Source organism: Vibrio minamisatsumaniensis, assembly GCF_050337445.1.
In the GTDB taxonomy this organism is placed as follows: Bacteria; Pseudomonadota; Gammaproteobacteria; order Enterobacterales; family Vibrionaceae; genus Vibrio; species Vibrio artabrorum.
In genome coordinates this window covers 103,698-129,526 of sequence record NZ_JAKJSY010000011.1, presented here as the reverse complement: position 1 = coordinate 129,526, position 25,829 = coordinate 103,698, and the positions used below count along the sequence as shown (strand labels likewise).

General features: G+C 43.5%; 24 protein-coding genes and 1 pseudogene. 14 read left to right on the top strand and 11 right to left on the bottom strand.

Going from position 1 to position 25,829, the window contains the following annotated elements; all coding sequences use genetic code 11:
• The 4 genes and pseudogenes from tnpA to zipA all read right to left on the bottom strand — a co-directional run.
• Positions 1 to 159, bottom strand: a 159-nt coding sequence (gene tnpA, locus L4B77_RS02830; RefSeq protein WP_429748330.1) for an IS66 family insertion sequence element accessory protein TnpA, incomplete at its 3' end; no start/stop codon positions are given.
• Between the two features lie 229 nt (positions 160 to 388).
• Complete coding sequence (locus L4B77_RS02825) at positions 389 to 2,338, bottom strand: BRCT domain-containing protein (protein ID WP_429748328.1); 1,950 nt, start codon at positions 2,336 to 2,338, stop codon at positions 389 to 391.
• 139 nt (positions 2,339 to 2,477) lie between these two features.
• A pseudogene (ligA, locus tag L4B77_RS02820) lies at positions 2,478 to 3,491 on the bottom strand (NAD-dependent DNA ligase LigA); the annotation flags it as partial.
• Between the two features lie 92 nt (positions 3,492 to 3,583).
• Positions 3,584 to 4,612 (bottom strand): cell division protein ZipA, encoded by a 1,029-nt coding sequence (zipA, locus tag L4B77_RS02815; RefSeq protein ID WP_261837828.1) that lies wholly within the window; start codon positions 4,610 to 4,612, stop codon positions 3,584 to 3,586.
• A 231-nt stretch (positions 4,613 to 4,843) separates the two neighbouring features.
• On the opposite strand from zipA, the gene cysZ reads away from it, so the two are divergent.
• From cysZ to crr, 5 genes are all read left to right on the top strand, one after another.
• Positions 4,844 to 5,602: a sulfate transporter CysZ gene (gene cysZ, locus L4B77_RS02810; RefSeq protein WP_261837829.1), complete on the top strand. Its 759-nt coding sequence runs from the start codon at positions 4,844 to 4,846 to the stop codon at positions 5,600 to 5,602.
• Positions 5,603 to 5,828: 226 nt separating this feature from the next.
• Complete coding sequence (cysK, locus tag L4B77_RS02805) at positions 5,829 to 6,797, top strand: cysteine synthase A (protein WP_429748327.1); 969 nt, start codon at positions 5,829 to 5,831, stop codon at positions 6,795 to 6,797.
• Positions 6,798 to 7,099: 302 nt separating this feature from the next.
• Positions 7,100 to 7,357: an HPr family phosphocarrier protein gene (locus L4B77_RS02800; RefSeq protein WP_004734263.1), complete on the top strand. Its 258-nt coding sequence runs from the start codon at positions 7,100 to 7,102 to the stop codon at positions 7,355 to 7,357.
• 137 nt (positions 7,358 to 7,494) lie between these two features.
• Complete coding sequence (gene ptsI / locus L4B77_RS02795) at positions 7,495 to 9,219, top strand: phosphoenolpyruvate-protein phosphotransferase PtsI (RefSeq protein ID WP_429748326.1); 1,725 nt, start codon at positions 7,495 to 7,497, stop codon at positions 9,217 to 9,219.
• Between the two features lie 106 nt (positions 9,220 to 9,325).
• A complete protein-coding gene (gene crr / locus L4B77_RS02790; RefSeq protein WP_004737851.1) occupies positions 9,326 to 9,835 on the top strand; it encodes a PTS glucose transporter subunit IIA in 510 nt (169 codons plus the stop codon).
• Positions 9,836 to 10,438: 603 nt separating this feature from the next.
• Here crr and L4B77_RS02785 read toward each other — a convergent pair.
• The 4 genes from L4B77_RS02785 to L4B77_RS02770 all read right to left on the bottom strand — a co-directional run bounded on the left by L4B77_RS02785 (position 10,439) and on the right by L4B77_RS02770 (position 14,579).
• Positions 10,439 to 11,572 carry a flagellin gene (locus tag L4B77_RS02785; protein WP_429748325.1) on the bottom strand — a complete coding sequence of 378 codons (1,134 nt, stop codon included), beginning with the start codon at positions 11,570 to 11,572 and terminating at the stop codon, positions 10,439 to 10,441.
• Between the two features lie 286 nt (positions 11,573 to 11,858).
• Positions 11,859 to 12,992 carry a flagellin gene (locus tag L4B77_RS02780; protein ID WP_429748324.1) on the bottom strand — a complete coding sequence of 378 codons (1,134 nt, stop codon included), beginning with the start codon at positions 12,990 to 12,992 and terminating at the stop codon, positions 11,859 to 11,861.
• 121 nt (positions 12,993 to 13,113) lie between these two features.
• Positions 13,114 to 14,037 (bottom strand): Dyp-type peroxidase, encoded by a 924-nt coding sequence (locus tag L4B77_RS02775; RefSeq protein WP_261837834.1) that lies wholly within the window; start codon positions 14,035 to 14,037, stop codon positions 13,114 to 13,116.
• A gap of 65 nt (positions 14,038 to 14,102) precedes the next feature.
• Entirely contained in the window at positions 14,103 to 14,579 is a 477-nt protein-coding gene (locus L4B77_RS02770; protein ID WP_261837835.1) for a DUF2919 domain-containing protein, read from the bottom strand.
• 94 nt (positions 14,580 to 14,673) lie between these two features.
• Here L4B77_RS02770 and L4B77_RS02765 point away from each other — a divergent pair, with 94 nt between their 5' ends.
• Together L4B77_RS02765 and L4B77_RS02760 are read left to right on the top strand one after the other, a co-directional pair.
• On the top strand, positions 14,674 to 15,018 hold the full coding sequence (locus L4B77_RS02765) for a DUF2956 domain-containing protein (RefSeq protein WP_429748323.1): 345 nt from the start codon (positions 14,674 to 14,676) through the stop codon (positions 15,016 to 15,018).
• 12 nt (positions 15,019 to 15,030) lie between these two features.
• Complete coding sequence (locus tag L4B77_RS02760) at positions 15,031 to 15,363, top strand: DUF4156 domain-containing protein (RefSeq protein ID WP_372040239.1); 333 nt, start codon at positions 15,031 to 15,033, stop codon at positions 15,361 to 15,363.
• A gap of 49 nt (positions 15,364 to 15,412) precedes the next feature.
• Here L4B77_RS02760 and L4B77_RS02755 read toward each other — a convergent pair whose 3' ends face one another.
• Positions 15,413 to 15,700: a winged helix-turn-helix domain-containing protein gene (locus tag L4B77_RS02755; protein WP_261837838.1), complete on the bottom strand. Its 288-nt coding sequence runs from the start codon at positions 15,698 to 15,700 to the stop codon at positions 15,413 to 15,415.
• A gap of 571 nt (positions 15,701 to 16,271) precedes the next feature.
• On the opposite strand from L4B77_RS02755, the gene L4B77_RS02750 reads away from it, so the two are divergent.
• The 7 genes from L4B77_RS02750 (at position 16,272) to L4B77_RS02720 (ending at position 22,457) form a co-directional block, all read left to right on the top strand.
• Positions 16,272 to 16,823, top strand: coding sequence for a recombinase family protein (locus tag L4B77_RS02750; protein ID WP_429748322.1), 552 nt, complete (start codon positions 16,272 to 16,274; stop codon positions 16,821 to 16,823).
• Between the two features lie 74 nt (positions 16,824 to 16,897).
• On the top strand, positions 16,898 to 17,176 hold the full coding sequence (locus tag L4B77_RS02745) for a hypothetical protein (protein ID WP_429748321.1): 279 nt from the start codon (positions 16,898 to 16,900) through the stop codon (positions 17,174 to 17,176).
• A gap of 78 nt (positions 17,177 to 17,254) precedes the next feature.
• Positions 17,255 to 17,593 carry a YkvA family protein gene (locus tag L4B77_RS02740; RefSeq protein WP_429748320.1) on the top strand — a complete coding sequence of 113 codons (339 nt, stop codon included), beginning with the start codon at positions 17,255 to 17,257 and terminating at the stop codon, positions 17,591 to 17,593.
• 96 nt (positions 17,594 to 17,689) lie between these two features.
• Positions 17,690 to 18,115, top strand: a complete 426-nt coding sequence (locus L4B77_RS02735; protein ID WP_429748319.1) for a hypothetical protein — start codon at positions 17,690 to 17,692, stop codon at positions 18,113 to 18,115.
• A 46-nt stretch (positions 18,116 to 18,161) separates the two neighbouring features.
• Positions 18,162 to 18,929, top strand: a complete 768-nt coding sequence (locus L4B77_RS02730) for a DNA methyltransferase family protein (RefSeq protein ID WP_429748318.1) — start codon at positions 18,162 to 18,164, stop codon at positions 18,927 to 18,929.
• A gap of 515 nt (positions 18,930 to 19,444) precedes the next feature.
• A complete protein-coding gene (locus L4B77_RS02725) occupies positions 19,445 to 19,588 on the top strand; it encodes a hypothetical protein (protein WP_429748317.1) in 144 nt (47 codons plus the stop codon).
• A 247-nt stretch (positions 19,589 to 19,835) separates the two neighbouring features.
• Positions 19,836 to 22,457 (top strand): primase/helicase family protein, encoded by a 2,622-nt coding sequence (locus L4B77_RS02720; RefSeq protein WP_429748316.1) that lies wholly within the window; start codon positions 19,836 to 19,838, stop codon positions 22,455 to 22,457.
• Positions 22,458 to 22,849: 392 nt separating this feature from the next.
• Here the strand turns inward: L4B77_RS02720 and L4B77_RS02715 are convergent, their stop codons facing one another.
• Positions 22,850 to 23,476: a hypothetical protein gene (locus L4B77_RS02715; protein ID WP_429748315.1), complete on the bottom strand. Its 627-nt coding sequence runs from the start codon at positions 23,474 to 23,476 to the stop codon at positions 22,850 to 22,852.
• A 44-nt stretch (positions 23,477 to 23,520) separates the two neighbouring features.
• Complete coding sequence (locus L4B77_RS02710) at positions 23,521 to 25,782, bottom strand: DUF927 domain-containing protein (RefSeq protein WP_429748314.1); 2,262 nt, start codon at positions 25,780 to 25,782, stop codon at positions 23,521 to 23,523.
• Positions 25,783 to 25,829 lie beyond the last annotated feature (47 nt).

Below are 25,829 nucleotides of genomic sequence, written 5' to 3'. Positions count from 1 at the left end.
GATATTGGCTGACTCCGTAGTTTGTAACTGCTGGCGCTTGGCATAAAAAGTAGAAAGACTTAACCCATTACGCTCACAGAAGACCCGTTGTGATAGATGACTGGATTGGTATTGCTCGAACAAGGTTTGCCATTCTTTGTTGGTGCGCCGTTTTGCCATTTCAAATCTCCTTGTAGTTGGAGATTTGATCTTATGGCGGACTGAGGATGATTAGAATGTGGGGTTTATGACGCGCTTACAAATCAGCAGGTTGCATTAGCTCTTGTATTGTAGAGACTTAAAAGGATCTTTTGGAAGTGAAATTGGGAGGGTAGTTGAAGTCGTCACTGTACCTTAATAAGAAATAAATTGGGGTCTCTAGCGTTGAAGATAGAGCCCCCTAATATTATTATTGAGAGATTAAATCTAAGTATTGCTGTTCTGAAAGTACTTCGACTCCTTTATCACGTGCGCTGTTGATCTTAGTCTCTCCAACCTTAGTACCTGCAACGAGGTAAGTCGTTTTGCCAGTTACCGACTTAGCTACCTTCGCTCCTAATGACTTAGCGTGCTTTTCCATGTCACCACGCTTACCCTGTAGCATTGTGCCAGTAAAAACAATGATAGCTCCTGCTATCGACGAAGATGAATCCTGTTGTTCAGACAACTTAGGCGTAATAGTTAGATTAAACCCAAGACCATACACTTTTTTGAACTCTTCTTTAATATTCGCTAAACCTTCAACGATAGCTTCTGCACTAACTGTCGCAAACCCGTCAAGCTTTGCAAGATCATCTACAGTCGCATCAAAGAGTGCTTGTAATGAGTAATGCTTAAGCAGCTTCTCGCAATTTCCTCCGCCTAAACGGCTTACACCAAATGCAGAAAGAAAACGCCAATCTTCAATTTCAATATTTCGACTTGCTTGTAGCTGATCATATAGGTTTTTAGATGTCTTCTCCCCAAATCCATACATAGTAAAATGATTCGGTTTTAAGTCATACATTTGATGGATATGCTTAACCCCGAGATTTGCTAATTTCTCGATGTTTTTAGGGCCAAAACCGTCGTTATTACCTAGTGTTTTGAAAAAGTGAACCAGCGTATTCTCTGTTTGTGCAGGACAATCACTCTTATTAGGACATATTAAATTATCAGACTCCCAAAGAAGATGAGACTGACAGCTAGGGCATAATTCAGGTATCTGAGGTTCTGTTGGCTTTATAACTTTTTCGATTTTAGGAATCACCAAGCCACTTCTTACTACCTGAAGTGTTGCACCAGGGCCAACTCCATTAGTTTTGACCATATTATAATGATGTACAGTGACTCTACTAATCGTAGCACCACTGATTCTGGTAGGTATTAGTTCCGCAACTGGCGTTACTCTCCCAGTTCTTGAAGTTTGTGGCGTAACACTAATAACTTCTACTTCAGCAGCTTCATCATTAATCTTGAATGCAATTTGCCAGCGATGAAACTTTCTTGTTGCCCCCATATGTTCCTTTATCAAGGAATCTGTAGCCTCCAAAATCACACCATCTACATCATATCCAACTGCATTCCAGATCTTATCGATGATGTTTTCGAAGTCAGCAATCAGATCTATATGACTACCTACCCAATCATCAATTAGAGCAAAAGGGTAGAACACGCAAGCACCATCATTAATAGCTTCTAAAACTCGTTCATCCACATTCTTTTCTGCGATTATGGCAGCTTGTATATTTCGCGAGTTTTCGAAAAATTGACTTAAGTTCGCCTCAAAATATGCTTTATCGATAACGATCTCACCAGCACCTAAGCCTCTTTCTCCATTTTTAGCCACTTTTAGGCCACGTCCAAATGCTCTTGACACATCCTGACCTTTTACACCATCACCACGTGTATAAAGTCTTTCTCCATCATCGTAGGCAGCATAACCATCTAGTTTCGGAGTAACTCTAATCTCTATGGCTTTTGTATCAATATCTAACTCTTCAGCAGCTTTTAGGATTCTATCTAACCACTTCTCAATTTCCTTCTTTGAATATGCCTTATCTGTCGACAACATCTTTTGAGGCAAAGCTACCGTTTTTCCTGAGCTTAATACTTCAGATTCTACCGAAGTAATATATGGATGATTTGGATGTTTAGAGGCAAATACTTCTCTATATGAATCGTAAAGTACGTCTTCAATCACAGGAAAACCTGACCGATACAAAGCATTCGCAATCTTAAGTAAAGCAAGTAACTCTTCTTCGCTAAGCTCATCAATACGTTCGTTACTAATCGCAACTTCTAACTTGTTTAAATCAATATCTACTTCCAGCTCTCGAATTGAGGAGAGTTGATTATTGTTAAACTTAAATTCTGTCATTATCTACTACCAATCGGTTTTTGTTCTGTTTTAACAAAGCAGAGCAATCAACATCTGCAAGCTAACTTCTAGAAATGGATCAACTTAGTAAGTAAAGCTAAGGCTACCTATTTGAAACATTACTTACTAAGGTGACACCTATCGCACCAGTACGGCCAACCTGAAACTCTACGTCATTAAGTAACGTAATCTCTTCTTGAGCAGGAAACTTATAAGCAATTGCCCAGCGCGGCGCTCTAGCAACAAAACCTAGGGTTTCTTGTGCGGTGATATCATCGACTTTAATCACCACACCATCTATCTCATAGGCCAAAGCATCACGACGAGTCATAATGTCTTGGTAATAGGCTTTCACATCATCAAGCGAAGTGAGTTGTTTGGTCTCAGGGCACATAGGCAACCCCCACCCTTTTAGCTGTAAGAAACGGTGGTAGTGACTATTTGACAGCTCAGCGCCTTGTACAACACCGACACTGTATGCATAGAAAGCTAGCGGACGTTTAGCGGTAATACGCGAATCAAGCTGACGCAGGCTTCCTGCTGCAGCATTGCGTGGGTTAACGAAAACCTTCTCGCCTTTCTTCAACGCCCGTTCATTCAGTTTATCGAAGCCCGCTTTGGGCATAAACACTTCACCACGTACTTCAATACGCTCTGGCCACCCTTTACCTTGTAGCTTCAACGGAATAGAGCTTATCGTACGCACATTTTCTGTGATATTTTCGCCAGTTGCACCATCACCACGCGTTGCTGCCTGCACTAAGGAACCATTCACATAAAGCAGGCTCACGGCTAAACCATCCAGTTTAGGCTCACAACAGAAAGTATTGAGATCGGCCGTTGGCACTCTGTCAGACATACGCTTATTAAATGCATCCAGGTCTTCATCAGAGAATGCATTGTCCAGAGACAGCATTGGGATCTCATGGGTCACTTGAGTAAAGCCATCGAGAGGCTGACCACCAACACGCTGGCTCGGCGAATCTACCGTCACTGACTCTGGATTCTCTTCTTCAATCTTTAGCAATTGCTGCATTAATCGATCGTACTCGACATCAGGGATCTCAGGGCTATCTTCTACGTAATAACGAACAGCATGATAATGCAGAGTTTCTCTTAACTGCTCTAAGGTAACTTGAATCGATTCTTTCATATCAGTCTCTGTGGTGATTGAAATATCAAAAAGGGCTCCCTTAGGAGCCCTTTTCTATAAATATAGATTATTGACCAGGCTAAACAATACGGCTAAGCATTCGTCGCCATAAAGTCTCTGATTTGCTTACGGTAGTCAGCCAAACGGTTTGGGGTCATTAAGTTTCGAGCATCATCCAGAACATTGCCCCCCATATCATCGGCAATTTTCTGTGCGGCACTCAGCATAATATTGAAATTTTGATCCGCTTGCCCATAACAAGGTAACGTCATAAAGAATGAAATACCTTTCGTTGTAAAGTCCGCAGGGTCAGTATGCTCTAAAGTACCTGGCTGCATCATGTTTGCGACACTGAAAATAACTTTCGGCTCGTCAATAGACTGTACAAAACAGTGATAGATAGACATCTCACCATAAGTTAAACCGTTGTTTTCCATACTCTGAAAAAGTTCAGTCCCCACAAATGGGATCTCGCCGGCACAATGCACATTAAGAACAATCACCTCTAGGTCAAGTTGCTCATCTTGCTTGATTTCTTCAGTCGTTACCGTGCTTTGCTGAGAAGCGGTACCCTTCGCAATCGACGACTCTTGTGAAGTTAAGCGTTCGCTTGGCGCTGGTTGCACATCGACCGTTTCATCGACGTTGTTATCAAACGAACCGTATTGCTCTTGAAAACCTGCGTGATTTTCTTTTTGTTCGTCAGTTAACTCAAAGCTAGGTACTTCTGGCTCAGTAGGCTCTTCTGGCTCTTTCGCCTGAATCGGCTCTTCAACACTAAAAGAAGGAAGATCATTCAACACAACGTCCTCTTCGTGAATGTCTTTCGTTGGTGATACCGTGAGCGGATCTGAGTCTATCAGCGGGTCGGTTGCTGATGTTGAAAAAGCAAAATCAGGCTCTTTACGCTCTTTTTTGATTATCTCAAAATCATCTTCAGGAGCGAATGAACGGTTAGGAACCGTTTTAGCTTCGTCTAAACGGTCGTTGTCGAGCTTGCCAAGCGGCTTATCTCCAAACTTCGCTTTCCCTTCTTTTTTACTCGTCCAAAGACCATGGAACAATAATGCGGCGATAGCTAATGCGCCAACAATAATGAGTACAAATCGCAATTCCTGCATTTTTCGCTCTCAGCTTTCTTAGTTAACTAGCGCTATAGATACGCTGTCGCTAAGTTGAATTTATTTGACCAATCCCACTACTCTACCAAAAGTAGCGCCTGTTTTAGAACAACTTAATACAATTAGTTCCTTTCATGGTGTGATTTTCACCACGCTTTTTTTCTTAATTTCGGTCGAGTACACTAGACATGTTTGCTATTTAACCAAATTCACATGTGACCCAATTAAAATATGACTATTGAATCTGTTCCCCGCTCCGGCTTTGGCTATTTTATTTTCGGAATAAAAATCGCTTTGTCACCGAGCATTCGTAAGTTTGTACTCATGCCGCTTATCGCGAACGTGTTACTCGTCGGTGGTGCCTTGTTTTATATCTTCTCCAACCTAAACACATGGATTGAAGGTTGGATTGGTGCATTGCCAAGCTTCTTGTCGTGGTTGTCATATATTTTATGGCCACTACTTGTGTTGACCGTCTTGGCCACTTTCTCATATTTCTTTAGTACGCTCGCGAACTTCATTGCAGCACCTTTCAATGGTTTACTTGCAGAAAAAGTCGAAGAGTTGCTGAGTGGTAAAAAAGTGAATGACGATGGTTTACTCGATGTTCTCAAAGATACCCCACGTGTATTAGCAAGAGAATGGCGCAAGCTTGTCTACGTTCTCCCCAAAGCGATCGGTTTATTTCTGCTTTTGTTAATTCCAGCACTAGGGCAAACCGTGGCACCGTTTTTGTGGTTCATTTTCACCGCATGGATGTTAGCGATTCAGTACGCCGACTACCCATTCGATAACCATAAAATTAAATTTGATGACATGAGAAACAGTTTGAAACAAAAACAAGGCAAGAGCTACAGCTTTGGTGCGCTTGTTTCTGTGTTCACCACGATTCCAATTTTAAACCTGATCGTGATGCCGGTTGCTGTCTGCGGCGCAACGGCAATGTGGGTTGCGGAGTTTAAAGACCAAGCTCTGCGTTCCCGCCGATAACTGCCACTCCGCCCCTGCTAACTTCGCCTATCTTTTTGAAGTTCTGATTTCAATAAAGATAGGCGAGAATGCTGCTACATATCTATATGATATAACTTTTTAATCCTTTTACCTTTTTTTCAACTTGTTTACTCTAAATTCAAGCTAAACAAACAACGCAAGAGACTAGACGGTAAAGAGATTGATATATTACGTTTAGTTCTGTCATTAAATGAAGGAACATCGCATGAGCAAGATCTACGAAGACAACACCCTAACGATTGGCAACACACCTCTAGTCCGCCTTAACAAAGTAAGTAAAGGTAACGTCCTAGCTAAGATAGAAGCTCGTAACCCAAGCTTTAGCGTTAAGTGTCGTATCGGTTCAAACATGATCTGGGAAGCAGAAAAAGCAGGTACGCTTAAGCCAGGGATCGAGCTTGTTGAACCGACCAGTGGTAACACTGGGGTTGCTCTTGCATTCGTAGCAGCCGCGCGCGGTTACAAACTCACACTAACGATGCCTGAATCAATGAGCCTAGAACGTCGTAAACTGCTTAAAGCCCTTGGTGCAAACCTAGTGCTCACTGAAGCACCAAAAGGCATGAACGGCGCGATTGCTAAAGCAGAAGAGATTGTCGCTTCAGACCCAGACAAGTACCTACTACTACAACAGTTTAACAACCCAGCCAACCCACAAATTCATGAGCAGACAACTGGCCCTGAGATTTGGGAAGCCACAGACGGTGAAATCGATGTATTCGTTGCAGGTGTTGGTACCGGTGGTACTATCACAGGTACCAGTCGTTATATCAAAGGCGAAAAAGGTAAGGCGATCACTTCTGTAGCCGTTGAACCGGCGGAGTCTCCTGTGATTGCACAAGCGCTTGCTGGGGAAGAAATCAAACCCGCCCCACACAAAATTCAAGGTATTGGTGCCGGTTTTATCCCTGAAAACTTAGATTTAAATATTATTGACCGAGTCGAGCCAGTAACTTCTGAGGAAGCGATTGAGATGGCACAGCGCCTAATGAAAGAAGAAGGTATCTTAGCCGGCATATCATCGGGAGCGGCGGTCGTCGCGGCCAACCGAATTGCAGAACTCCCTGAATTTAAAGGAAAAACCATCGTAACCTTACTACCAAGTTCTGGTGAGCGCTACCTAAGTACCGCCCTATTTGCAGGCATCTTTACGGAAAAAGAGAACCAACAGTAATATGTGGTCAAATCAATTTTTCGTCCAAAAAAGCCCCGTTTAGGGGCTTTTTTGTTGATCCCTGCCTCACCTTTGGTAATATCGGGGCTGCTTTATTTTTCGCTTCAAAATAAAAGAAGCAATAAACAAATTCAGAAAGTCATGAGTACTCAGCATAAAGATGACCATGGCTGGATAAAAATTTATAACCAGTCTAAGTTCTAACACGAACGTAGTGTACTAGCCTCTAGCGCAATTGAGCTAAAGCAGTTAAGCTAATCTGGTTACAAACTTACAAAAACAAATTAATTGGGGTATATAAAATGTACGAGAAGCAAGTAGAAATCACAGCAGAAAACGGCCTTCACACTCGTCCAGCTGCACAGTTCGTTAAAGAAGCAAAATCTTTCGACGCTGACATTACAGTGACTTCTAACGGCAAAAGCGCAAGCGCAAAAAGCCTGTTCAAACTACAAACTTTAGGCCTTGTAAAAGGTACTAACGTTACTATTTCAGCTGAAGGCCCTCAAGCTCAGCAAGCGGTAGACCACCTAGTTGCTCTTATGGATCAACTACACTAATACGGTCTCCTTCTTTCAAAGCCATTTTGCTAAGCAAAGTGGCTTTGTTCGAAATAGATAGTAATAAGCGCGACATTTAGTCGACGACTTAAAGTCACACATTCTCCCGTTTACAGTTGAACAACTAAGGTAAGGCTATGATTTCAGGCATCCTAGCATCTCCTGGTATTGCTTTCGGTAAAGCACTACTACTTCAAGAAGATGAAATAGTCCTAAACACTCAATCTATCTCAGACGATCAAGTTGAATCAGAAGTTCAGCGTTTTTTTGACGCTCGTAACAAATCTTCTCAACAACTTGAAGTTGTAAAGCAAAAAGCACTTGAAACTTTTGGCGAAGAAAAAGAAGCAATCTTTGAAGGCCACATCATGCTGCTTGAAGATGAAGAGCTAGAAGAAGAGATTTTAGCACTCATCAAGAAAGACAAAATGTCCGCAGACAACGCGATTCACACAGTGATCGAAGAGCAAGCGGTTGCACTAGAGTCTCTTGATGATGAGTACCTAAAAGAACGCGCAACGGATATCCGTGATATCGGTTCTCGCTTCGTTAAAAATGCACTAGGCATCAACATTGTCTCTCTAGCAGATATCGATGAAGAAGTAATCCTAGTTGCTTACGATCTAACGCCATCTGAAACGGCACAAATCAACCTAGATTACGTTCTTGGTTTCGCTTGTGACATCGGCGGTCGTACCTCTCACACTTCAATCATGGCACGTTCTCTTGAGCTTCCAGCTATCGTTGGTACTAACGATATTACTAAGCAAGTTAAGAATGGCGACATGCTTGTGCTAGATGCGATGAACAACAAGATCATCATCAACCCTTCTGATGCTGAATTAGCAGAAGCTAAGAAAATCAAAGCAGATTTCGAAGCAGAAGCGGCTGAGCTAACAAAACTAAAAGATTTACACGCTGAAACTCTAGACGGTCACCGTGTCGAAGTTTGCGGCAACATCGGTACAGTAAAAGACTGTGACGGTATTCTGCGTAACGGCGGTGAAGGCGTTGGTCTGTACCGTACTGAATTCCTATTTATGGACCGTGATGCGCTTCCTACTGAAGAAGAGCAATACGTTGCTTACAAAGAAGTAGCCGAAGCAATGGAAGGCGAGTCAGTGATTATCCGTACTATGGATATCGGTGGCGATAAAGACCTACCATACATGGACCTTCCACAAGAGATGAACCCTTTCCTAGGCTGGCGTGCAGTACGTATCAGCTTGGATCGTCGTGAAATCCTACGTGACCAACTGCGTGGCATCCTACGTGCATCTGCACACGGTAAACTACGTATCATGTTCCCAATGATCATTTCTGTTGAAGAGATCCGTGAACTGAAAAAAGCAATCGAAGAGTACAAAGTTGAACTTCGCGCTGAAGGCCTAGCTTTCGATGAAGAAATCGAAATCGGCGTAATGGTTGAGACTCCAGCAGCTGCTGCAATCGCACACCACCTAGCGAAAGAAGTCTCTTTCTTCTCTATCGGTACTAACGACCTAACGCAATACACTCTTGCGGTAGACCGTGGTAACGAAATGATTTCTCACCTATACAACCCGCTATCTCCTGCTGTGCTTACAGTCATCAAGCAAGTGATCGACGCGTCACATGCTGAAGGTAAGTGGACGGGTATGTGTGGTGAGCTTGCTGGTGATGAACGTGCAACGCTACTTCTTCTTGGTATGGGTCTAGATGAGTTCTCTATGAGTGGTATCTCTATCCCTAAAGTTAAGAAAGTAATCCGTAACTCTAACTTCGCTGAAGTTAAAGCTATGGCTGACGAAGCACTATCTCTGCCTACAGCGGCAGAAATTGAAGCTTGCGTAGAAAAGTTCATCGCTGAGAAAACTCAGTAATCGCCAAATACTGAATAAAGTTAGACGGCTAAAAATAGTCGTCTAATTGATTAGATTGGTATAGTATATTCTACAGAATAAAACTAAACGTTAGGAGCATGACACAATGGGTCTGTTTGACAAACTGAAAAAGCTTGTATCTGATGACAGCGCTGATGCAGGTGCAATCGAAATCATCGCACCTCTTTCTGGTGAAATCGTAAATATCGAAGATGTGCCAGATGTGGTTTTCGCTGAAAAAATCGTTGGTGACGGCATCGCGATCAAACCAGCTGGTGACAAAATGGTAGCTCCAGTTAACGGTACTATCGGTAAGATTTTCGAAACTAACCACGCATTCTCTATCGAGTCTGACGACGGTGTTGAGCTTTTCGTTCACTTCGGTATCGATACTGTTGAACTAAAAGGCGAAGGCTTCACTCGTGTAGCTGAAGAAGGCCAATCAGTTAAAGCTGGTGACACTATCATCACTTTCGATCTAGCACTTCTAGAAGAGAAAGCGAAATCAACGCTGACTCCAGTTGTTATCTCTAACATGGACGAAATCAAGGAGCTGAACAAGCTTTCTGGTTCTGTAACTGTTGGCGAAACTCCAGTTCTTAAAGTCACTAAGTAATCTCGATTACTTAACGGCTTTATTTAAAACGCTACCTGAGGGTGGCGTTTTTTTGTGCCTGCTATATTGCTCGAGTTCCTTAAACAACCGTTCTGATTACTACTCCTTACCTTGCTGTAAATAATCCCTCAATAAGCCACAGTAATACCCAATTATTAATTACTAACATAACCCTACGTTGTTATTAAACCACGTTAAACGCGATCCTAGGCGCAGCTCCCACACGTTAACCACACAGTGTTACTTTCGACAAGATCCGGGACTTTGATATCTCATAAAGCAGGTTCCTGATACCTCGTTCTACTCGCTTCTGGAATGACGGCATCTACACTTACCTACTTATGATTAACCCGCCATTCCCTACAGTGAGGAACGAACGTGATAGGGAATCTCGCTTTTGCGGATGCTTATGCTTATGCTTATGCTTATGCTTACCAACATTGCACTTTTCTAAATACACCCCCGCCAAATAGCGGGCAATAAAAAACCCAGCCGAAGCTGGGTCTGTTTAGCGCTCATCTCTCACCACGAGCTAATTTGTGGAAGCCTAGCGTTAACGCTTGTGATCAACAACGCTTATAGTCAACGCGGCTTTTCAATCGATTAACCGAGTAGGCTAAGGGCTGCGCTCGGTGCTTGTTTCGCTTGAGCAAGAATCGAACTTGAAGCTTGAGAAAGGATCTGAGACTTCGTCATCTGAGTCGTTTCTTTCGCGAAATCGGTATCTTTAATGCGGCTCTTAGATGCGTTAACGTTCTCGTTAATGTTATCTAAATTACTGATAGCGTGCTCGAAACGGTTTTGGAAAGCACCCAGTTCAGCACGGGTACTATCTACATATTTCAGGGCCGTATCAATAATCGCTACAGACTCTTGTGCGCCGCCAACCGTCGTTACGTCAATCGAATCAACGGTGACATCTTTGCCCGGTTGCATGCCTAGCTCACCCGCTAGACCGCCAGAGAAAGAGACATCGCCAGTCACTTTRTTRCTGCCGCCAAACAATTGTAACTTGCCATCTTCAGTGACAGACGCTTTGATTGAGTCTTGTTGACCGTTGATGTACGTCGCAAGCTCTTCAATATCGTCACCCGCTTTTGCGTTGATATCGATTTCTTGTGCTTGACCAAAGTTATCAGTGAAAGACATTTTCAGATCGTTAGAGCCAGCTTGAACGTTCCAGTTTTTGTCTTTCKCGTTCTCAGTTTGGTAGCTCTTACCACCCATTTGTGCGTTATCAGAACGCATGCCTTTYAGTTCAAGCATAACCGCTTCACCGCTATCTGCGCCGATTTGGAATGAGCGAGTACCGGCAGTACCGTTAAGTAGCTTGTTACCGCCGAAAGACGTCGTTTCTGCGATACGGTTAAGTTCGTCGTTCAGTGCTGTGACTTCTTCTTGAATCGCAACACGCTCAGATTTTGAGTTCGAGCCATTTGAAGATTGTAGAGACAAATCACGCATGCGTTGCAGGATGTTGGTTGTCTCGTTCATTGCACCTTCCGCGGTTTGTGCAATAGAGATACCATCATTYGCGTTACGTACCGCAACATCAAGACCGCGGCTCTGAACATTCAAACGGTTAGAGATTTGTAGACCCGCAGCGTCATCTTTCGCGCTGTTGATTTTAGAACCTGAAGATAAGCGTTCCATTGATGTTTGTTGTGCGTTGTTTGCGCTGTTTAGGTAACGTTGCGCTGTCATCGCTGAAACGTTGGTATTTACATTCACTGCCATGGTGATTTCTCCAATTGATTTTCCGGTATAACGGTTTCCGACGTCTCGGAAAACCAAGTAGTTCTCTCAAAGTTACTTTTAATAACGGCGCGAAAGCGAAAACCTTTAGGAAAAAAACAACAAAATGAACGAAATATCGTTAAAGGAGAAAAAAGCGTGATTGGAGGTAAAGTTCTCAGAAAAAGATGAGATAAACACTAAAGTTGTCGACGAGCCTGCAGGGGGGCTTAAATTAGCCAGAAGTTCATTTGGCAATCAAAGATTGTCATTCATTAGGGGCGGTTAATTAACCCAATAACGTTAAAGCCAGGTTTGGGGCTTGCTTTGCTTGAGCCAAAATGGTGGTACTCACTTGCTGCAGTATTTGTTGTTTAAGCATTTGAGTGGTTTCTTTAGCGTAATCAGTATCTTTAATTCGACTGTTTGATGTCGCCAAGTTTTCATGGACGCTTTCGAGATTATTAATGGCATGATCAAAACGGTTTTGCATTGCGCCTAGCTCAGAGCGATGACCATCAATATACTTCATCGCTGTATCCAGAATGGAAACTGCACGCTGAGCCCCTCCCACATCAGTCACATTGATGTCGTCCACTGACTCGTAATAACCAACCGACATGGATAACTCGTCAGCTAACGCGCCTGAGAAAGCGATCGTTCCCGCGGCCTCTTTGCCAGCCATATAAACCTGAAGCTGACCTTTATCGTTAACTGAAGCCGAGACGAGATCCGTTTGACCATTAATATAGGTCGCCAACGCCTCGATATCATCCCCCACTTTGGCGTTAATGGTGATCTCTTGTGACTGACCAAAACGGTCAGTAAACGACATCGTCATATCACTCTGATTTGGCTTCACTTCCCATGAGTCACTGGCCATGCCATTGGCGACATAGCTAAAACCGCCCATGTTGATGCCATCAGTACGCATGCTTTTCAAACCAATCTGCACCGCTTCGCCGGAACTGCCACCGATTTGAAACGAGGTGTGGCCAAAACTGCCGTTGAGTAGCTTTTTACCACCGAATGAGGTGGTTTCTGCAATGCGATTCAGTTCGTCATTTAAGGCAGTCACCTCTTCTTGAATGGCGATTCGTTCTGATGAACTATTCGAACCATTACTCGCTTGTAGAGACAAATCTCGCATGCGCTGCATGATATTCGTACTTTCATTCATCGCCCCTTCTGCGGTCTGCATAATGGAGATACCATCGTTGGCGTTTCGAACGGCAACATCAATGCCGCTCATCTGTGTTTCTAATCGATTTGAGATCTGTAACCCGGCAGCGTCGTCTTTTGCACTATTAATACGGCTCCCTGAAGCTAGACGCTCCAAAGATTGAGTCAGCATGTTATTCGCGTGAGAGAGATTTCTCTGAGCCACTAACGCCGAGACATTCGTATTAACAGTTATAGCCATAGACCTTCACTTCCAAGCAGATGAGTAACACTCACGATTACTCTTATATCGACTTGTTCATATAAAGCTTTAATAAAAAAGGAGCCCCGAGGCTCCTTTGGTTAACTGTCTTTAAGATAATTTACTTAATCGTTAATGCACTCAACATGTCAGTTGAAGGTGCAAAGTAGTAAGCGCCAGTCACTGCTTTGGTAAAGCGAAGCAGTTGGTCTGTTTTGCCATCTGTTGCGCCGTACATGCTCTCTAACATCGCATCGAAGTTATGACGAACGTTACAGTAAGCAATAAACAATAAGCCGTGATCGCCCGTAGCCGTACCGTAAGGTAGGCTGTGGCGAACAATCTTAAGCCCCTTGCCTTGTTCTTTGATATCCACCCGGCCAACGTGAGACGCTGCAGGAACATCATCTAACTCAATTGAATCAGGTTTAGTTCGACCAATCACTTTCTCTTGTGCCGATACATTCAAACGATTCCAAGCCGGCAGGTTGTGCACAAAACGCTGCACCATCACATAACTACCACCAGCGAATTCACCCTCAGGCACAATAGCGACTTCAGCACGTTGTGCGTCTTTCGGGTTTTCAGTGCCATCAACAAAGTCTGTCATGTCACGAGAATCTAAGAAGCGGTAACCATAAGTTTCATCAACGACTTCAACATCAGCCGCGATGTCAGAGAGTAATTTACGTAGGATAAAAAAGTGCAGATCATGTCGGTTTGAATGGCAGTGGATCAGAACATCAGACAAAGTACTCGGTGCAGTGATATCACCGTCACCAAGTGCTGGGAAGTCAATCAAATCCGCGGGCGCTGCTTGCTCGAACTGAGCCCAAAAAGCTTTTGAGAACGCAACCGATGCTGTTAAGTTCGCATCTGGTTGAGTTTGATTTAACTCGTCAACGAGAATCGGAAGCTTTTGAATTTCTGCTAATACATTGGCAGCGTTAGCGTTAACTTTCAATTGAACATAAAGAGCGAAAGGCCCACATTCTGGCAAGATAGCGCTTTGAATTTTAGGCTGCTCATTTGGGATGTTAAGCATAGATTAATCCTTTCATTTTTAGCTTCTAAGTATAATTGGGGATGGAATAAATGTTTTGATGAGAATCAGTCTTCGAGCTCAACCACTTTAAAGCAATCCCTAGCGGCACGGCTGTTGGTAAGGTAAAGTACGAACCATAAAAGCAGCAATAAAGTGATGCCATTGGACCAACGGAACCATCCGTTATCCAAATAGATTAAATAAATCGTATGGGAACCTTGTGTCAGGATAGTCATTATAGTGACCCAGCCCCCCCACGACACAACTTTGTTGAGACGTTTTCTCTCTGGCGTTCGCAGTCCAAATAGCCACATCAGCAACACACTAGGGATACTCAAAGCAATCCCGATATAAAACATTTGGTGATCTGGGTAGATGATCTCAAGGATATCAGTTCCCGACGCTCGACTGGCACCTGCGACAACGAAAACGACCAAAGCCTTCGCCAAAAATAACCAACCTAGCCATAATAGGATTGGGGCTTTTAAAAAACCGTGCTTATCGTATTGTTCTATGGAGTAGCGCACAAATCTCACTTTCATTTTGATTCAAAGCAACACTTTAACGCAAATCATTCATACTTAACTAGGTTTGCGTTATCTTATTCGCTAATCCGTTTTAATTATCGAACTCAGTATGAAAAAGAAAACTAATACACCGTCTGTTGAATCTCAACAAGAAGCACTTAAGATAGCCAAAGCGACTCAAAAGCCAGCTCAAACCAAAGAGCAGACTAAATTGATTGCTCAAGGGATCGAAAAAGGCATTGCACTCTACAAAAAACAGCAAAAAGAACGCAGTCGCCAAGCAGACAAAGCGAAGAAGCGCGAACAAAAAGAGAAACGGACTCAGCCCATCACTCCAGCCCTAAAAGACGATGTCGCCCCACAGGTTGAGTCATCATCAAGTCACGTGAATAAACTGCCGTGGTTACTTTTGATCGCGAGTTGGGCGAGCTTTGCGATTTATTTGATCAAATAGCAGGATCAAAGTATGAAAAAGGAATTCATCACTTTAGTTATGACGAGCCTGCTACTCGGGTGTACGGCTCCGACCTATCCCTCTCATAGTCAAGCTGGCCAAGTACAAATGGATTATCATGGCGTCACTGATCTGACTCAATGTGAATATCGAGGAGAAGTCACGGGCAGCGAAGGACACTGGTACAGCTACCTATTCTTCCCTAACGACGTGCTGGTTCAAGGTGCTATGAATGAACTAAAAGCGCAAGCTATTGAGCTTAATGCAAACAAAGTTTTGTTCACCTCTCCTCAAGATTTCGCCACCTCTGTGACTATGATTGGCACCGCTTATCGTTGTCCTTGAATAGCCCAACATCTTACGACCGATAAAAAGAAAGCCAGCTTTCGCTGGCTTATGCACTAAATCCAAGGCTTGTCGCTATATCGCCTTTACGTTCTAGTACCCACTGACTATCAAATGGCCCCCAATCGGATAACTGGTAATAACCATCATTATGACGTCGCCCATCTTGAACAAACATAAGTTCGATACCGATCCCCGGTAACGCCTTGAGTACATCTTGAATCGTACGACGAGGCCACCCCGTTTTTTCGATGAGTTTTGGCACATTTGGCCGTTCAAGGCTTTCCACTAACAATGCTAAATATAGCCGCCTTGCAAAAACAGGACTCAACTCCATTGACACCTCCTATATATGTGCTGTTCAATTATTTCCTTTTTCGCTGACAACATGTTGAGGTTGATCAATAACTCTCTAATAGTGACACTTTGTTGCGGTTTTTTTTTACTCTATGAAATATTACTCACTCTATTTTGTCTGAGTTGCCGCTTCCTGATAGGATTCAAGTCATAACAATGAAATAAAATACCCAAAGGAAGAGTAATGACTATCACTATGTTTGGTATCCCAAATTGCGAGACATTTTAGACCCTTCCGTACATAAAATTATATTTACCATTTTCAAGTACAAACACCACTCTGAAAACGACTAAATCTACCCAGTTCGTCAATACCTCAACAATCAAACCCTTCATTGTTATAAGTCAGGTGATATCCACTAACACAGGAGCACCTGAAAACGAATCAACACGCATTCCAATTCAATAGTTATCAAGTATCAATAGCTTGTACCCTATTGACACACCTTACTTCACTACAAATACCACCACTCTCACATCCAGTTCACGGATTTTACCCACTGTGTCAGAAATTACACCTTTTGACACATGAATAATTAGTCGGAGGTCTTATGGCTGTTTATGGCTATGCCCGTGTCAGCACAACAGGGCAAAACTTAGACGCACAACTTGCTGCTCTCTCTGATTGCGATCGTATTTTCCAAGAGAAACGTTCAGGAGCAGATAAGAATCGTCCTGCTCTGGAGGAATTACTTCTTACCATCCGCTCTGGGGACACCGTAAAAGTAACCAAACTCTGCCGCTTAGCGCGCAATACCCGACATTTGCTTGAAATCGTCGAAAGTCTTGATGAGCAAAACGTTGGACTACAAGTACTCAACCTTGGCATTGATACAACATCTTCAACGGGACGATTAATGCTAACCATGATTGGGGCTGTGGCTGCATTTGAACGTAGTCTACTTCTAGAGCGTCAAGCAGAAGGGATTGCCATTGCGAAAACCAAAGGCCGTTACAACGGTAGACGAGCGACAGCAAAAGAAAAACGAGAGCAAGTCCTAACACTTTTAGAACAAGGGCACAGTAAACAAGCTATCGCTAAGCGACTTAATATCAGTCGCTCTAGTGTTTATCGCATCATCAAGGACAATCATCAGGAATAAATTGCTCATAAATATAAGTCAACTCAATCCACCTCCGAACTTTAACTCAATAATTCAACTCTAGGAGAATAACTATGAAACACCTATTCATAGCGGTATTAATACTACTATCGTTCAACGCTCAAGCAGACAAAACAGGCTTAGAACATTGTGAAGAAGTATCAAAATACATAGCTAACGAGAAGGGACTTGATTACAAATGGGTCAAAAATGCTTCAAGTGGGTACGGAGGTTCTGTTCAGTGTCAAACTTTATTTACCAAGCCTCATGTTCATTACGGTTTTATCGAGGTTGAGTTGTACATCGAATACAACTTTAAGAATGGCGCTATCCAATATAGACAGACCAGATAGTTCCCTACTCCCTAATTGCAAACTCAAAGAAGCTTTCAAGCTTCTTTTTAGCCTATCCATGATTTAAAAGGAAATACAATGTCCGACCATATTCAAATCGAAGATTATTCCGAATCCAACTTTTGGGACAAATGTAAGAAATACGCAAAGAGCATTGGTGAGGAGTTAATGGAGAAAGTGCTACAACTCTACTACGCACTTGAGTCAGAGCAATGCTCAGCAAAACATAAAACAATCATTTATGGGGCTCTGGCTTACCTTATTTCACCAATTGATGCTATCCCTGACTTAACACCTATCTTAGGTTACAGCGACGATATGGGCGTGATTGGTGCAGCCCTGATTGCTGTCGCAGCATGTATTGATGATAATGTTAAAGCAAAGGCTAAAGATAAACTAAAAGACTGGTTTAGCTAATTTTTAACCTCTTAGCAAACGATGACTGCAAGCCAATAAACCCAACGATTATCGTTATAAGAAACATGAGTACTCAATACTATTACGAGGTTATTCATGTTTCGAAACCTACTCAAAAAGATGATTTCTTGGCTTCAAGAAATCTGGTCCCTTTTCCAAATCATTGACGAAGTCGTCCCTGCTGGGGCGAATTTCTCCCCTCATAAAAATCCCGTCAGAGCGCCACCTAAACAAGAGTGGATTCAGGCTAAACCAACGATAGCAAGGCATCGCTATATCGAACTAGAAGGTTACGCTGAAAACCTTCGCATTGACCAGCATGGTCGTTACGACCTGAGGCAGTTAGCGAGGTTCGCTGAAAACTTTGTCTGGGTGAGCCCCGATATCCTCGATGAGTTTTTAGACGACACTATGGACTACGACCATGACTTCCTAGAAGGTCAGAGAGTCACTTGGCTCAATAAGGGTGACTGTATTGAATTCTGTTACCACCAATACAGCCCATTAGCAGACTTACTTTAACTTCAAGGCTTCCTTCGGGAAGCCTTTTTCATATCTGGAGAGTCATATGACGAATTTACTTAAACGCGCTGTAAACTTAATTCACGAAGGTGATCGCTACTATGGTCACGGACGCTTCTTCCATGAGTTTATTGATGATTGGAGCTACCACCAAACTGGACTCTATAAGCCTCATAGACCACTGAAAGAAATCGTTAAAACAATCAGTTCCGATTTATCGAATGTGATGAGAGAGGCGTGGGAAACCGCACCAGGGGAAGATTTCATGGGACATGTAATTGAAGAATGCGGCGGCTCAGGTCACCTTTCGTTCTTCCGCACACCACCATCAGTCAGTCTACTCATGGCTAGGATGTTAGGAGGAAGTTCGAGACTGGAAGACTTCTCGGACATTTGCATGGGTACGGGGTCTCTCACGCTAGCCTATATCCATCAAACGTTCCTTGATGGCGGCGCAAGCGCAGTATCACGTCTAAACATCCATGGAGAAGACCTATCGGGGAATAAGGTCAAAGTCGCTTTACTTCAAATCCTGAACCTGCTGGATATCCTAGGGGAAGCACAACCTTTGTATGTTCATAGTCTGAAACTCAGTGAGGTAAACAGTTTGACCCGAGGACAAGGCGTGGCTCAATATCACTTTAGTGGACCCAACAACCCAAAGTGTCGGCTAGATGAACAGCAACGAACTCTTATCGAACAAGCCGTTAAGTGCAATATACCTGAAGGTATCATTAGCCAGAGGTTAAGAGTTCCAATCAGCTTGGTAAAAAGGGAGCAGCGCCGATTCCTATTGCCTCAGGCCCAAACATAATGACATCAAAAATGGGGACATACAGCCCCATTTTTTATCCAGCGTTAGATGAACATCATTCCCAATCATTCCGGTTACCTTGGTTACGTTGACTACCACTAAGTCCAATCAGGATGCACCTCTCACCAACCTTGGGTTACTCGGCCTAGATGGCAAACAAAAAGGTAACGTTTATATAAGAAGGAAACTGTGAGACTAAACGTTACCTTTTTAAGAAACTAGAGTAACTTTAATGGTTATCTTCCTATACTTACTGTTATCTATTTTTTATCTAAAAGCCCCCTCCCAACAAGGCTTCACCATACCGCTGCGCTTTTTATCTATCTCACCATACGCTCAATAACGCTGACATAGTTCCACAATAAACGGCATGTTAAAACTGCGCTCAAATTGCACAACTAAACTCCATAAATACAACGACTTAACCTCTCCTCCCTGCGTCATTCTTGCGTACTCCGTAAAATAAAGGTAAGCCCGCTGGAAAACAGCATCCTTAACTTACACGGAGACCTTACATGACAAAACTACGACGCGACCGCATGATTCGAGAGCTTTACCATAGCGGCTACTCATTCCAAGACATTGTTGACTTCATGAACCAGAAGCCACTCTCTCTACGCACCATTCAGTCAATCAACAAGAATAAGTACGCCAGATGACCCTTAGACCTAACAAACGCACTCGAAAGCATCTCTTAGTCCTTTCTGAGTACTCGCATTGCTCCATGGCACGAATAGCTACTCTGTTACTTCAGGAATACGTCAATGCACGAGATGACACTTAAGCTCCCTGCTTATATCACCGAACAAATCGCAAAAGAGGCCCACGGATTGGGCCTTTCTTATTCCAAACACCTCTTGGCCATTCTAGACCGAATGGCTACTACTAAATCAAAGGAACTGATTAATGACCACTCTACTGGAAGCACTGCAAGAAACCGTCGATGATGCTTGGATTCTTGAGCAAGCCGATGAAATTCTCGATATCGTTCAGTCACTCAATGAAGGTGAACACGAGCAACTTCATGACACTGACGATCGCCCCGTGGTTCGTGTCTATCGCCACGCTGACGGTTTTAACCTTCACAGCACCGCTTTCGATATTCAAGGGAATGACATTCAGAGCCACTTTCGCTTCTCTGACTATGAGTCGGGATTTGATGCGATTGAGGGTTATGACCACGAAACCGCCTCAGAGCGACGAGAATCAATTCGAGCTGAAAGACTAGTCAGACAACAAGCTAGACAAGAGAAAGCCTTAGAGCGCTTCCTGCGCATTGAAAAAGCCTACTTTGAAGGAGAGAAGAAACCTCACCCTTACCTGCTCGCCAAAGGGCTTAATCCAGAAGATGTGCGTATCGAGTATCGCGTTGTCACGACTGACCTATTCATACGAAACCAACCCATGGAACTTCTCATCTATCGACTAAGCGAAAACGCATACCAAGTCATTACTCCTTTCAAGATTGAGCTTAATGGCAAACCACAAGATAAGTTCAATATCATCAGGGAGGAAGGGGCGCTAAAAGGGGCATTCGCCATCGTTGGCGGCGGTGAACCAGAGTTTATAGTTGAAGGGCTAGCCGATGCGATTAGTGCCAACATGGCACTAGGGCGACCAGTGGCTATCGGGTTAAACGCAGGAAACATCAAACACATCGCTGAGACTAATCCAGAACTCATCCTCATTGGTGACAATGACGATGCTGGTCGACTCAGCGCTAAGCAATCAGGACTCGACACACTCTTCTGCCCTGACCATAAAGACATCGACGACATGAGACAGGATGTAGGCATAGAGGCCACCAGACGCTTCTTAACACGGGAAGTGGAGCGAATTGAACAAGATAGAGAGCCTCTTTTAGGTAACACTCAAAGAAGCATGACGCTCGTTTCTGCGCCTCCAGGCACAGGTAAGTCTTACCATGAATGCCTCCGAGTTGTTAATAGTTATGGACTCACCATCTACGCCGTGCACAACAAACAAGCCATGGGACAACGTGATAGTCGTATAACTATGATTAGAGAAATCTGTGAATCCGAATCTCTAACGCTGCCAACCATTCGTAGGGTCAATGACAGCGAATCTGAGGAAGGGATTGGCGCACAGCTCAATCGAGCAATTGAAGAATATCGTGCAGATGAAAATGAAGATAAAAACTGGGTGGTTTTTATCACTCACAAAGGCTTAAGTATGCTCAAGTTTGACCTTGAAGGACTAGAGGCCAAACTCGTAGTCGATGAAGTACCAGACGCTTATCGAATCCACCACCAAAAGATGACCGTAGATAACCTCCGTACCTACGTAAACTACTTTCATGTTGACGTCCGCACCTATTCCACCCATTACATCATCAAGCTCAGGGAACTAAGTCGAGAAGGAGTTCAGTTTCGTCGAGACCAAAGCAATAAGCACAATATGGAAACAAAATTATACTGGACGCTCATCGACCAAGTACTCCAAAACGAGAATCACACTAAGTTCCTATATGTGGAAAAAGGAAGTGAGCGAACCATATCCTATTGGGACGGGGACATGGACAGTGGACAACTCCGAATCTCAGCAGAGCCGAAAGTACATAAGTGTGAAGTGTTTGATATCGCGAAGCTTGACTCCTTTGAATCAATTCGCCTTCTATCCGATGACTGTGAACACAGTACTCTCGCGCTCCTATTAGAACGTACACAAGGCGTGCAGATGAACATAGAAAGGCTACCTTCTCGACATTCTGAAGGCATCTCGCATCGCATCGAGCGAATTATCGGCATTACTGAACAGAGCTTTAGTAAACACAAGATTGAATCTAGACCCGATCTGTCCAACAACATTGCCAGGGCAATAAGTGATGAATGCGACCTATCCAACTCTTTGTGGCTGCTCAATAACTCCAGCCGTGAAAGTGGTGATGCTGTGGAGTACCTTAGAGGTGCTGGCTACATGATAGATGATTGTAATCCAATGACCCATGGTCGTAATGACCTAATGAGCTTTAATACCGTTGTCATGCTCTACAGCCTAAAGCCCTCTCCTATTGAGGCTGCACTAATGGAGTGCTTAGGTATCAGTACAGCGGAAATAACGCGCTGGCGTGAACACAATGTTCATATGCAGAATGCCTTTCGCTGCTTCCTACGTAGCCCAGAAGGAGAACGAATTGGTACGCTCATCTTTCCAGACAAGGCCAGCATTGATTACTTTTTGGATCGTGTGGACGCTGAATGGGGAGAACGTGAAGCACTAGAAGAAAAAGTGAGTTACCTGACCGATGAACAGGTGGCTGCTGAATTTGCCAATCGCCCTGCCGGTCGTCGCCAATCCGGTGATGAACCTCTAACTGGTGGGGAACGTACCAAGCTTGCCAAGTGGCGAAGCAGCATGGAGCGCCTAAACGACTTTGCCGAGACCATAGAGAACGGGTTAAAGGGACTCGCATCAATGACGAAAAGAGCTGTGACCCCACTGTACGAATCATGGTTAGCAGAGCAATCAGAAAGCGTGCAGATAGAGCTAACCGAATACAGCGTCTAAGGAAAGCAAAAAGGTAACGTTTATATAAAAAGGAAACCGAGATACTAAACGTTACCTTTTAACAAACTAGAGTAACTTTAATGGTTATCTTCCTATTGATTAGGTTACTCCTTCTTAAGTCACCAAAGTAACCTGCTATTGAGATAGTTGGTTACTTGTCTTTTAATAGCTAATTCATTGATAATAAAGCGTTCTATTCATGAGTAACTCAAATACCCCAAGTAACCGACCACTCCTTCGATAACCAAAACATTGATTGATATCCAACATAATCATACGCCAAAGTCCACTGGTTACTCTGGCTACATTGGCTAACAAACTGAAATTATTGAATTATCAAGGTAACCACGCCCCAAATAATGCGTATTGCTTCTTGGTTACTTCTCTTACTATCAAGCTTTATAGCCTTTAATCGCACCAGACAGGTTATACTTCGTAAAAAGCTTGCCTACATTGGACGACGATTGATTCAAATACAGCTCATAAAATATCTTTGCATCCGAAACTGTGAGCTTTTTCTTCTTCAAACCAAGTAAATAACCATAATCGACAGGCTCTATACGATACTTTGCCATCCCATTACCACTTAGAAAAGCATCCAAGCTTCCTTCGACTTCCAGCGTTTCTCCCATTTGAGCTTTCATGTGACCCCAAATTATCTGCATGATGATATCAGTGTATTTCCTACTCTCTGAAATGGAATCCTGTTCAGTATCGTGCTTCATAACTTGCTTGAGCAATGTTGCTTCTTCTTCCCCCACAATCAACACCTCAAGCTGTTCAATCAAAAAATAGGCAAGCGTATCGGGAAGCTTCAGGTGGCATTTTTTCGCATCCAACCCAAGCTGTAGAAGAGATTTATACAGTCTACTAATATGATCCTTGTGTTGACTATCTAAGAGCTTCTGACGACTGACATGCCAAAAATCATCAGATAAAGCATCACCTTGGTGCTCTATTAGCTGAGTTAAGATAGTAAACTGCCGTACCACTTCATCATCTAATTGTTCTTGATTCACAACTTCTCCAAAAAAGGGCCACCTAAAGGCAGCCCAGATTACAGTTACTCTTGTTCAGGTTCAACATTCTCATTAGCTAGGGGTTCAATGGTTGCGTACTCCAAAATTTTCTTATCCAACTTATAAACTCGAACATTCTTTCCATCAATTTTCTTCTGATTAGTCGCTCGTGATTTGCTTGGTACTAGTACCCCTGTTTCGATAAGCACATTTTCCGCCGATTTACTATCCAACCCCTCACATAACGTGTCTTTAAAGGCTTTCGGGTAAATGTAGTAGAAGTTGTCATCTTGCATTCCCCATACCTCCCCATTTCGAGCGGCTGCTTGCTCTGGCGTATTCAAGCGCAGAAGCCCCCACGATAGAAGTTTATTGCTCACTTGCTCTAGAATCTGTTTCCCTTCCTGAGAGCCGTGACCACCACGAGACTCAATCCAAGCTTCAAAACATACCGCAGCTGCTTTAAATGACTCTCCAGCTTCCCAACCCGTTACCCCAAAATCGGTGGCAATCTCACCCGCTGCCGCGACTTGAGCAAAACGTTGAGCGACTCGGTGAACCTGAGGGTCAGATTCTGCTAACTCCAAGCTTTCGATAAACTCAGCCATTTTACTTAGCATATTCTGCTTACAGCTACTGTAGTCATTTGCAACTGACTCTAAAAATGCGGTTGCTGCGGTTCCGTAGTACTTTAAAGAACCCTCTTTAATCGCTAGAGCAAACTGGTTACCGTCCGCATAGTCTTGGACTGTATTAAATGCCCCTAGGTTAGCTCCTGCATCCGCAGGCAAATCAATAAAACGAACTTCTTGACCTCCCCTCACTTTTAAACCAGCTCCTTCCATCACTGATTTCAGTGATACCTCACCCGCTGATAAATACAACAACTGCCAAGACGAACGGCCCATCATTGCCCCATTGCTCTTACTGCGTTGCTTACCCTCACCGTTACCAAGCATGTAGATGGCTTCTCCGGCACTCTTTGGGCTAACCTCTGCTAATTGGCCGAATTCATCTAGACAAAGTAGTGTGTGGTTGTGGCTCGCCGCTAATCCCTCCAAACCATCTACAGTTGCACGCCAACGCGGTAACGACTCAGGGTTACCAAAGACACTTTTCGCCATTGTTAAGATGGTTGTCTTACCTCGGCTACTCCCACTGCGGAAATGAAAGCCGCCGCATTCCCCATCAACAAGCTTCAACAACATGGTTGCGAACGCGGTTGATACGCCAAAAGTTAAACGCGAGTTACCGACACAAAGAGCTGATACGTTGTCTTGCCACTCCCTCAGAGTGCCACGTTGATCGTAACTATAAGTAAGGTTTGTCGAACTTTGGTAAACCACTTTTTCATGCGTTTCACCAATGACTTTCGCTGGAAAGACGAAAACATCGTCATACCAACCCGTTTTTGAAACAGAACGAGCGCGTTGAATAGGCTTTGCTTGTGATAAGTAGCGATTAATCTGCTTTTCAGCACCGTATTCATAAACTAGCCCTCTATGAACTAGTGATTTAATGAAGCTTGTATTAGTAAGCTGCTCCATAGGCATAGCGAATTGATGCGTTACACCATCACTATCAAGCAGCTCTACGTATCGCCCCCATCCCGTGTTATTTACGTCGCGCGTTAATGCCGAAACTACCAAAGGAGAGCAAAGCCATGTTTCATGCAATACCCCGTCTTTCCCTTGGTATTGCTGATACACTCCGTCCTCTTTTAAAGCAAAATCTTTCGGTATACGAAGCTTCGCTTTTTTCACAGCTTCACCGATTCGAGATGTCATATCCTGATCGACGGTACAATCTACTCCTTGAACCCCATGACTAACTAAAAGCTCCTGAGCATCTGACTCACCTCTCCAGCAATAAAGTGAAACATTATTACTTTGAAAAGGTGCAACCTGCTTAGATACGTTACCGAGATCGTCAAATGTTCCCAGAAGAACAACTGAATAATCTGTTTCTCGATGAAGTAAAGTGGCAAGCTCAGCACACTCTGTCAGCAAGAGCACATTAGCTTGCTGACCGTCTAAAAGATAATAACCAACTTCTGAAACTCCTGTTCCTATAACACTCGGCGCACTTTCACCCCGTAGAACTTTAACGCCCGTAAGTTCATTATTTTTATTGTGTAAAGGAAGGTACAAATCATCATTCGCACCCATTAACACGCCACTTAGTTCTTGCCCCAACTCGAAGTCAGTGTTGTCAGCAGGCTCTAAAGCCCCAATGAAAGCTTGAAAATCAGCGAGTGGTGAAGTTTGTTGGCTTGAGATAATGGTGAGTGCTGTGTTCATAGTCATAAAAGTATCCTCATAAAGTACATCCGAGATTGGATGACACGCATACT

Bases quoted from the DNA above. Each gene is read 5' to 3' on its own strand.
- L4B77_RS02710 (WP_429748314.1), bottom strand. From the start codon at position 25,782: ATGACTATGAACACAGCACTCACCATTATCTCAAGCCAACAAACTTCA.
- L4B77_RS02775 (WP_261837834.1), bottom strand. From the start codon at position 14,037: ATGCTTAACATCCCAAATGAGCAGCCTAAAATTCAAAGCGCTATCTTG.
- L4B77_RS02760 (WP_372040239.1), top strand. From the start codon at position 15,031: ATGAAAAAGGAATTCATCACTTTAGTTATGACGAGCCTGCTACTCGGG.
- ptsI (WP_429748326.1), top strand. From the start codon at position 7,495: ATGATTTCAGGCATCCTAGCATCTCCTGGTATTGCTTTCGGTAAAGCA.
- L4B77_RS02780 (WP_429748324.1), bottom strand. From the start codon at position 12,992: ATGGCTATAACTGTTAATACGAATGTCTCGGCGTTAGTGGCTCAGAGA.
- cysZ (WP_261837829.1), top strand. From the start codon at position 4,844: ATGACTATTGAATCTGTTCCCCGCTCCGGCTTTGGCTATTTTATTTTC.
- L4B77_RS02730 (WP_429748318.1), top strand. From the start codon at position 18,162: ATGACGAATTTACTTAAACGCGCTGTAAACTTAATTCACGAAGGTGAT.
- L4B77_RS02725 (WP_429748317.1), top strand. From the start codon at position 19,445: ATGACAAAACTACGACGCGACCGCATGATTCGAGAGCTTTACCATAGC.
- L4B77_RS02825 (WP_429748328.1), bottom strand. From the start codon at position 2,338: ATGACAGAATTTAAGTTTAACAATAATCAACTCTCCTCAATTCGAGAG.
- L4B77_RS02750 (WP_429748322.1), top strand. From the start codon at position 16,272: ATGGCTGTTTATGGCTATGCCCGTGTCAGCACAACAGGGCAAAACTTA.
- L4B77_RS02755 (WP_261837838.1), bottom strand. From the start codon at position 15,700: ATGGAGTTGAGTCCTGTTTTTGCAAGGCGGCTATATTTAGCATTGTTA.
- L4B77_RS02735 (WP_429748319.1), top strand. From the start codon at position 17,690: ATGTTTCGAAACCTACTCAAAAAGATGATTTCTTGGCTTCAAGAAATC.
- zipA (WP_261837828.1), bottom strand. From the start codon at position 4,612: ATGCAGGAATTGCGATTTGTACTCATTATTGTTGGCGCATTAGCTATC.
- cysK (WP_429748327.1), top strand. From the start codon at position 5,829: ATGAGCAAGATCTACGAAGACAACACCCTAACGATTGGCAACACACCT.
- L4B77_RS02765 (WP_429748323.1), top strand. From the start codon at position 14,674: ATGAAAAAGAAAACTAATACACCGTCTGTTGAATCTCAACAAGAAGCA.
- L4B77_RS02740 (WP_429748320.1), top strand. From the start codon at position 17,255: ATGTCCGACCATATTCAAATCGAAGATTATTCCGAATCCAACTTTTGG.
- L4B77_RS02745 (WP_429748321.1), top strand. From the start codon at position 16,898: ATGAAACACCTATTCATAGCGGTATTAATACTACTATCGTTCAACGCT.
- L4B77_RS02800 (WP_004734263.1), top strand. From the start codon at position 7,100: ATGTACGAGAAGCAAGTAGAAATCACAGCAGAAAACGGCCTTCACACT.
- L4B77_RS02770 (WP_261837835.1), bottom strand. From the start codon at position 14,579: ATGAAAGTGAGATTTGTGCGCTACTCCATAGAACAATACGATAAGCAC.
- crr (WP_004737851.1), top strand. From the start codon at position 9,326: ATGGGTCTGTTTGACAAACTGAAAAAGCTTGTATCTGATGACAGCGCT.
- L4B77_RS02720 (WP_429748316.1), top strand. From the start codon at position 19,836: ATGACCACTCTACTGGAAGCACTGCAAGAAACCGTCGATGATGCTTGG.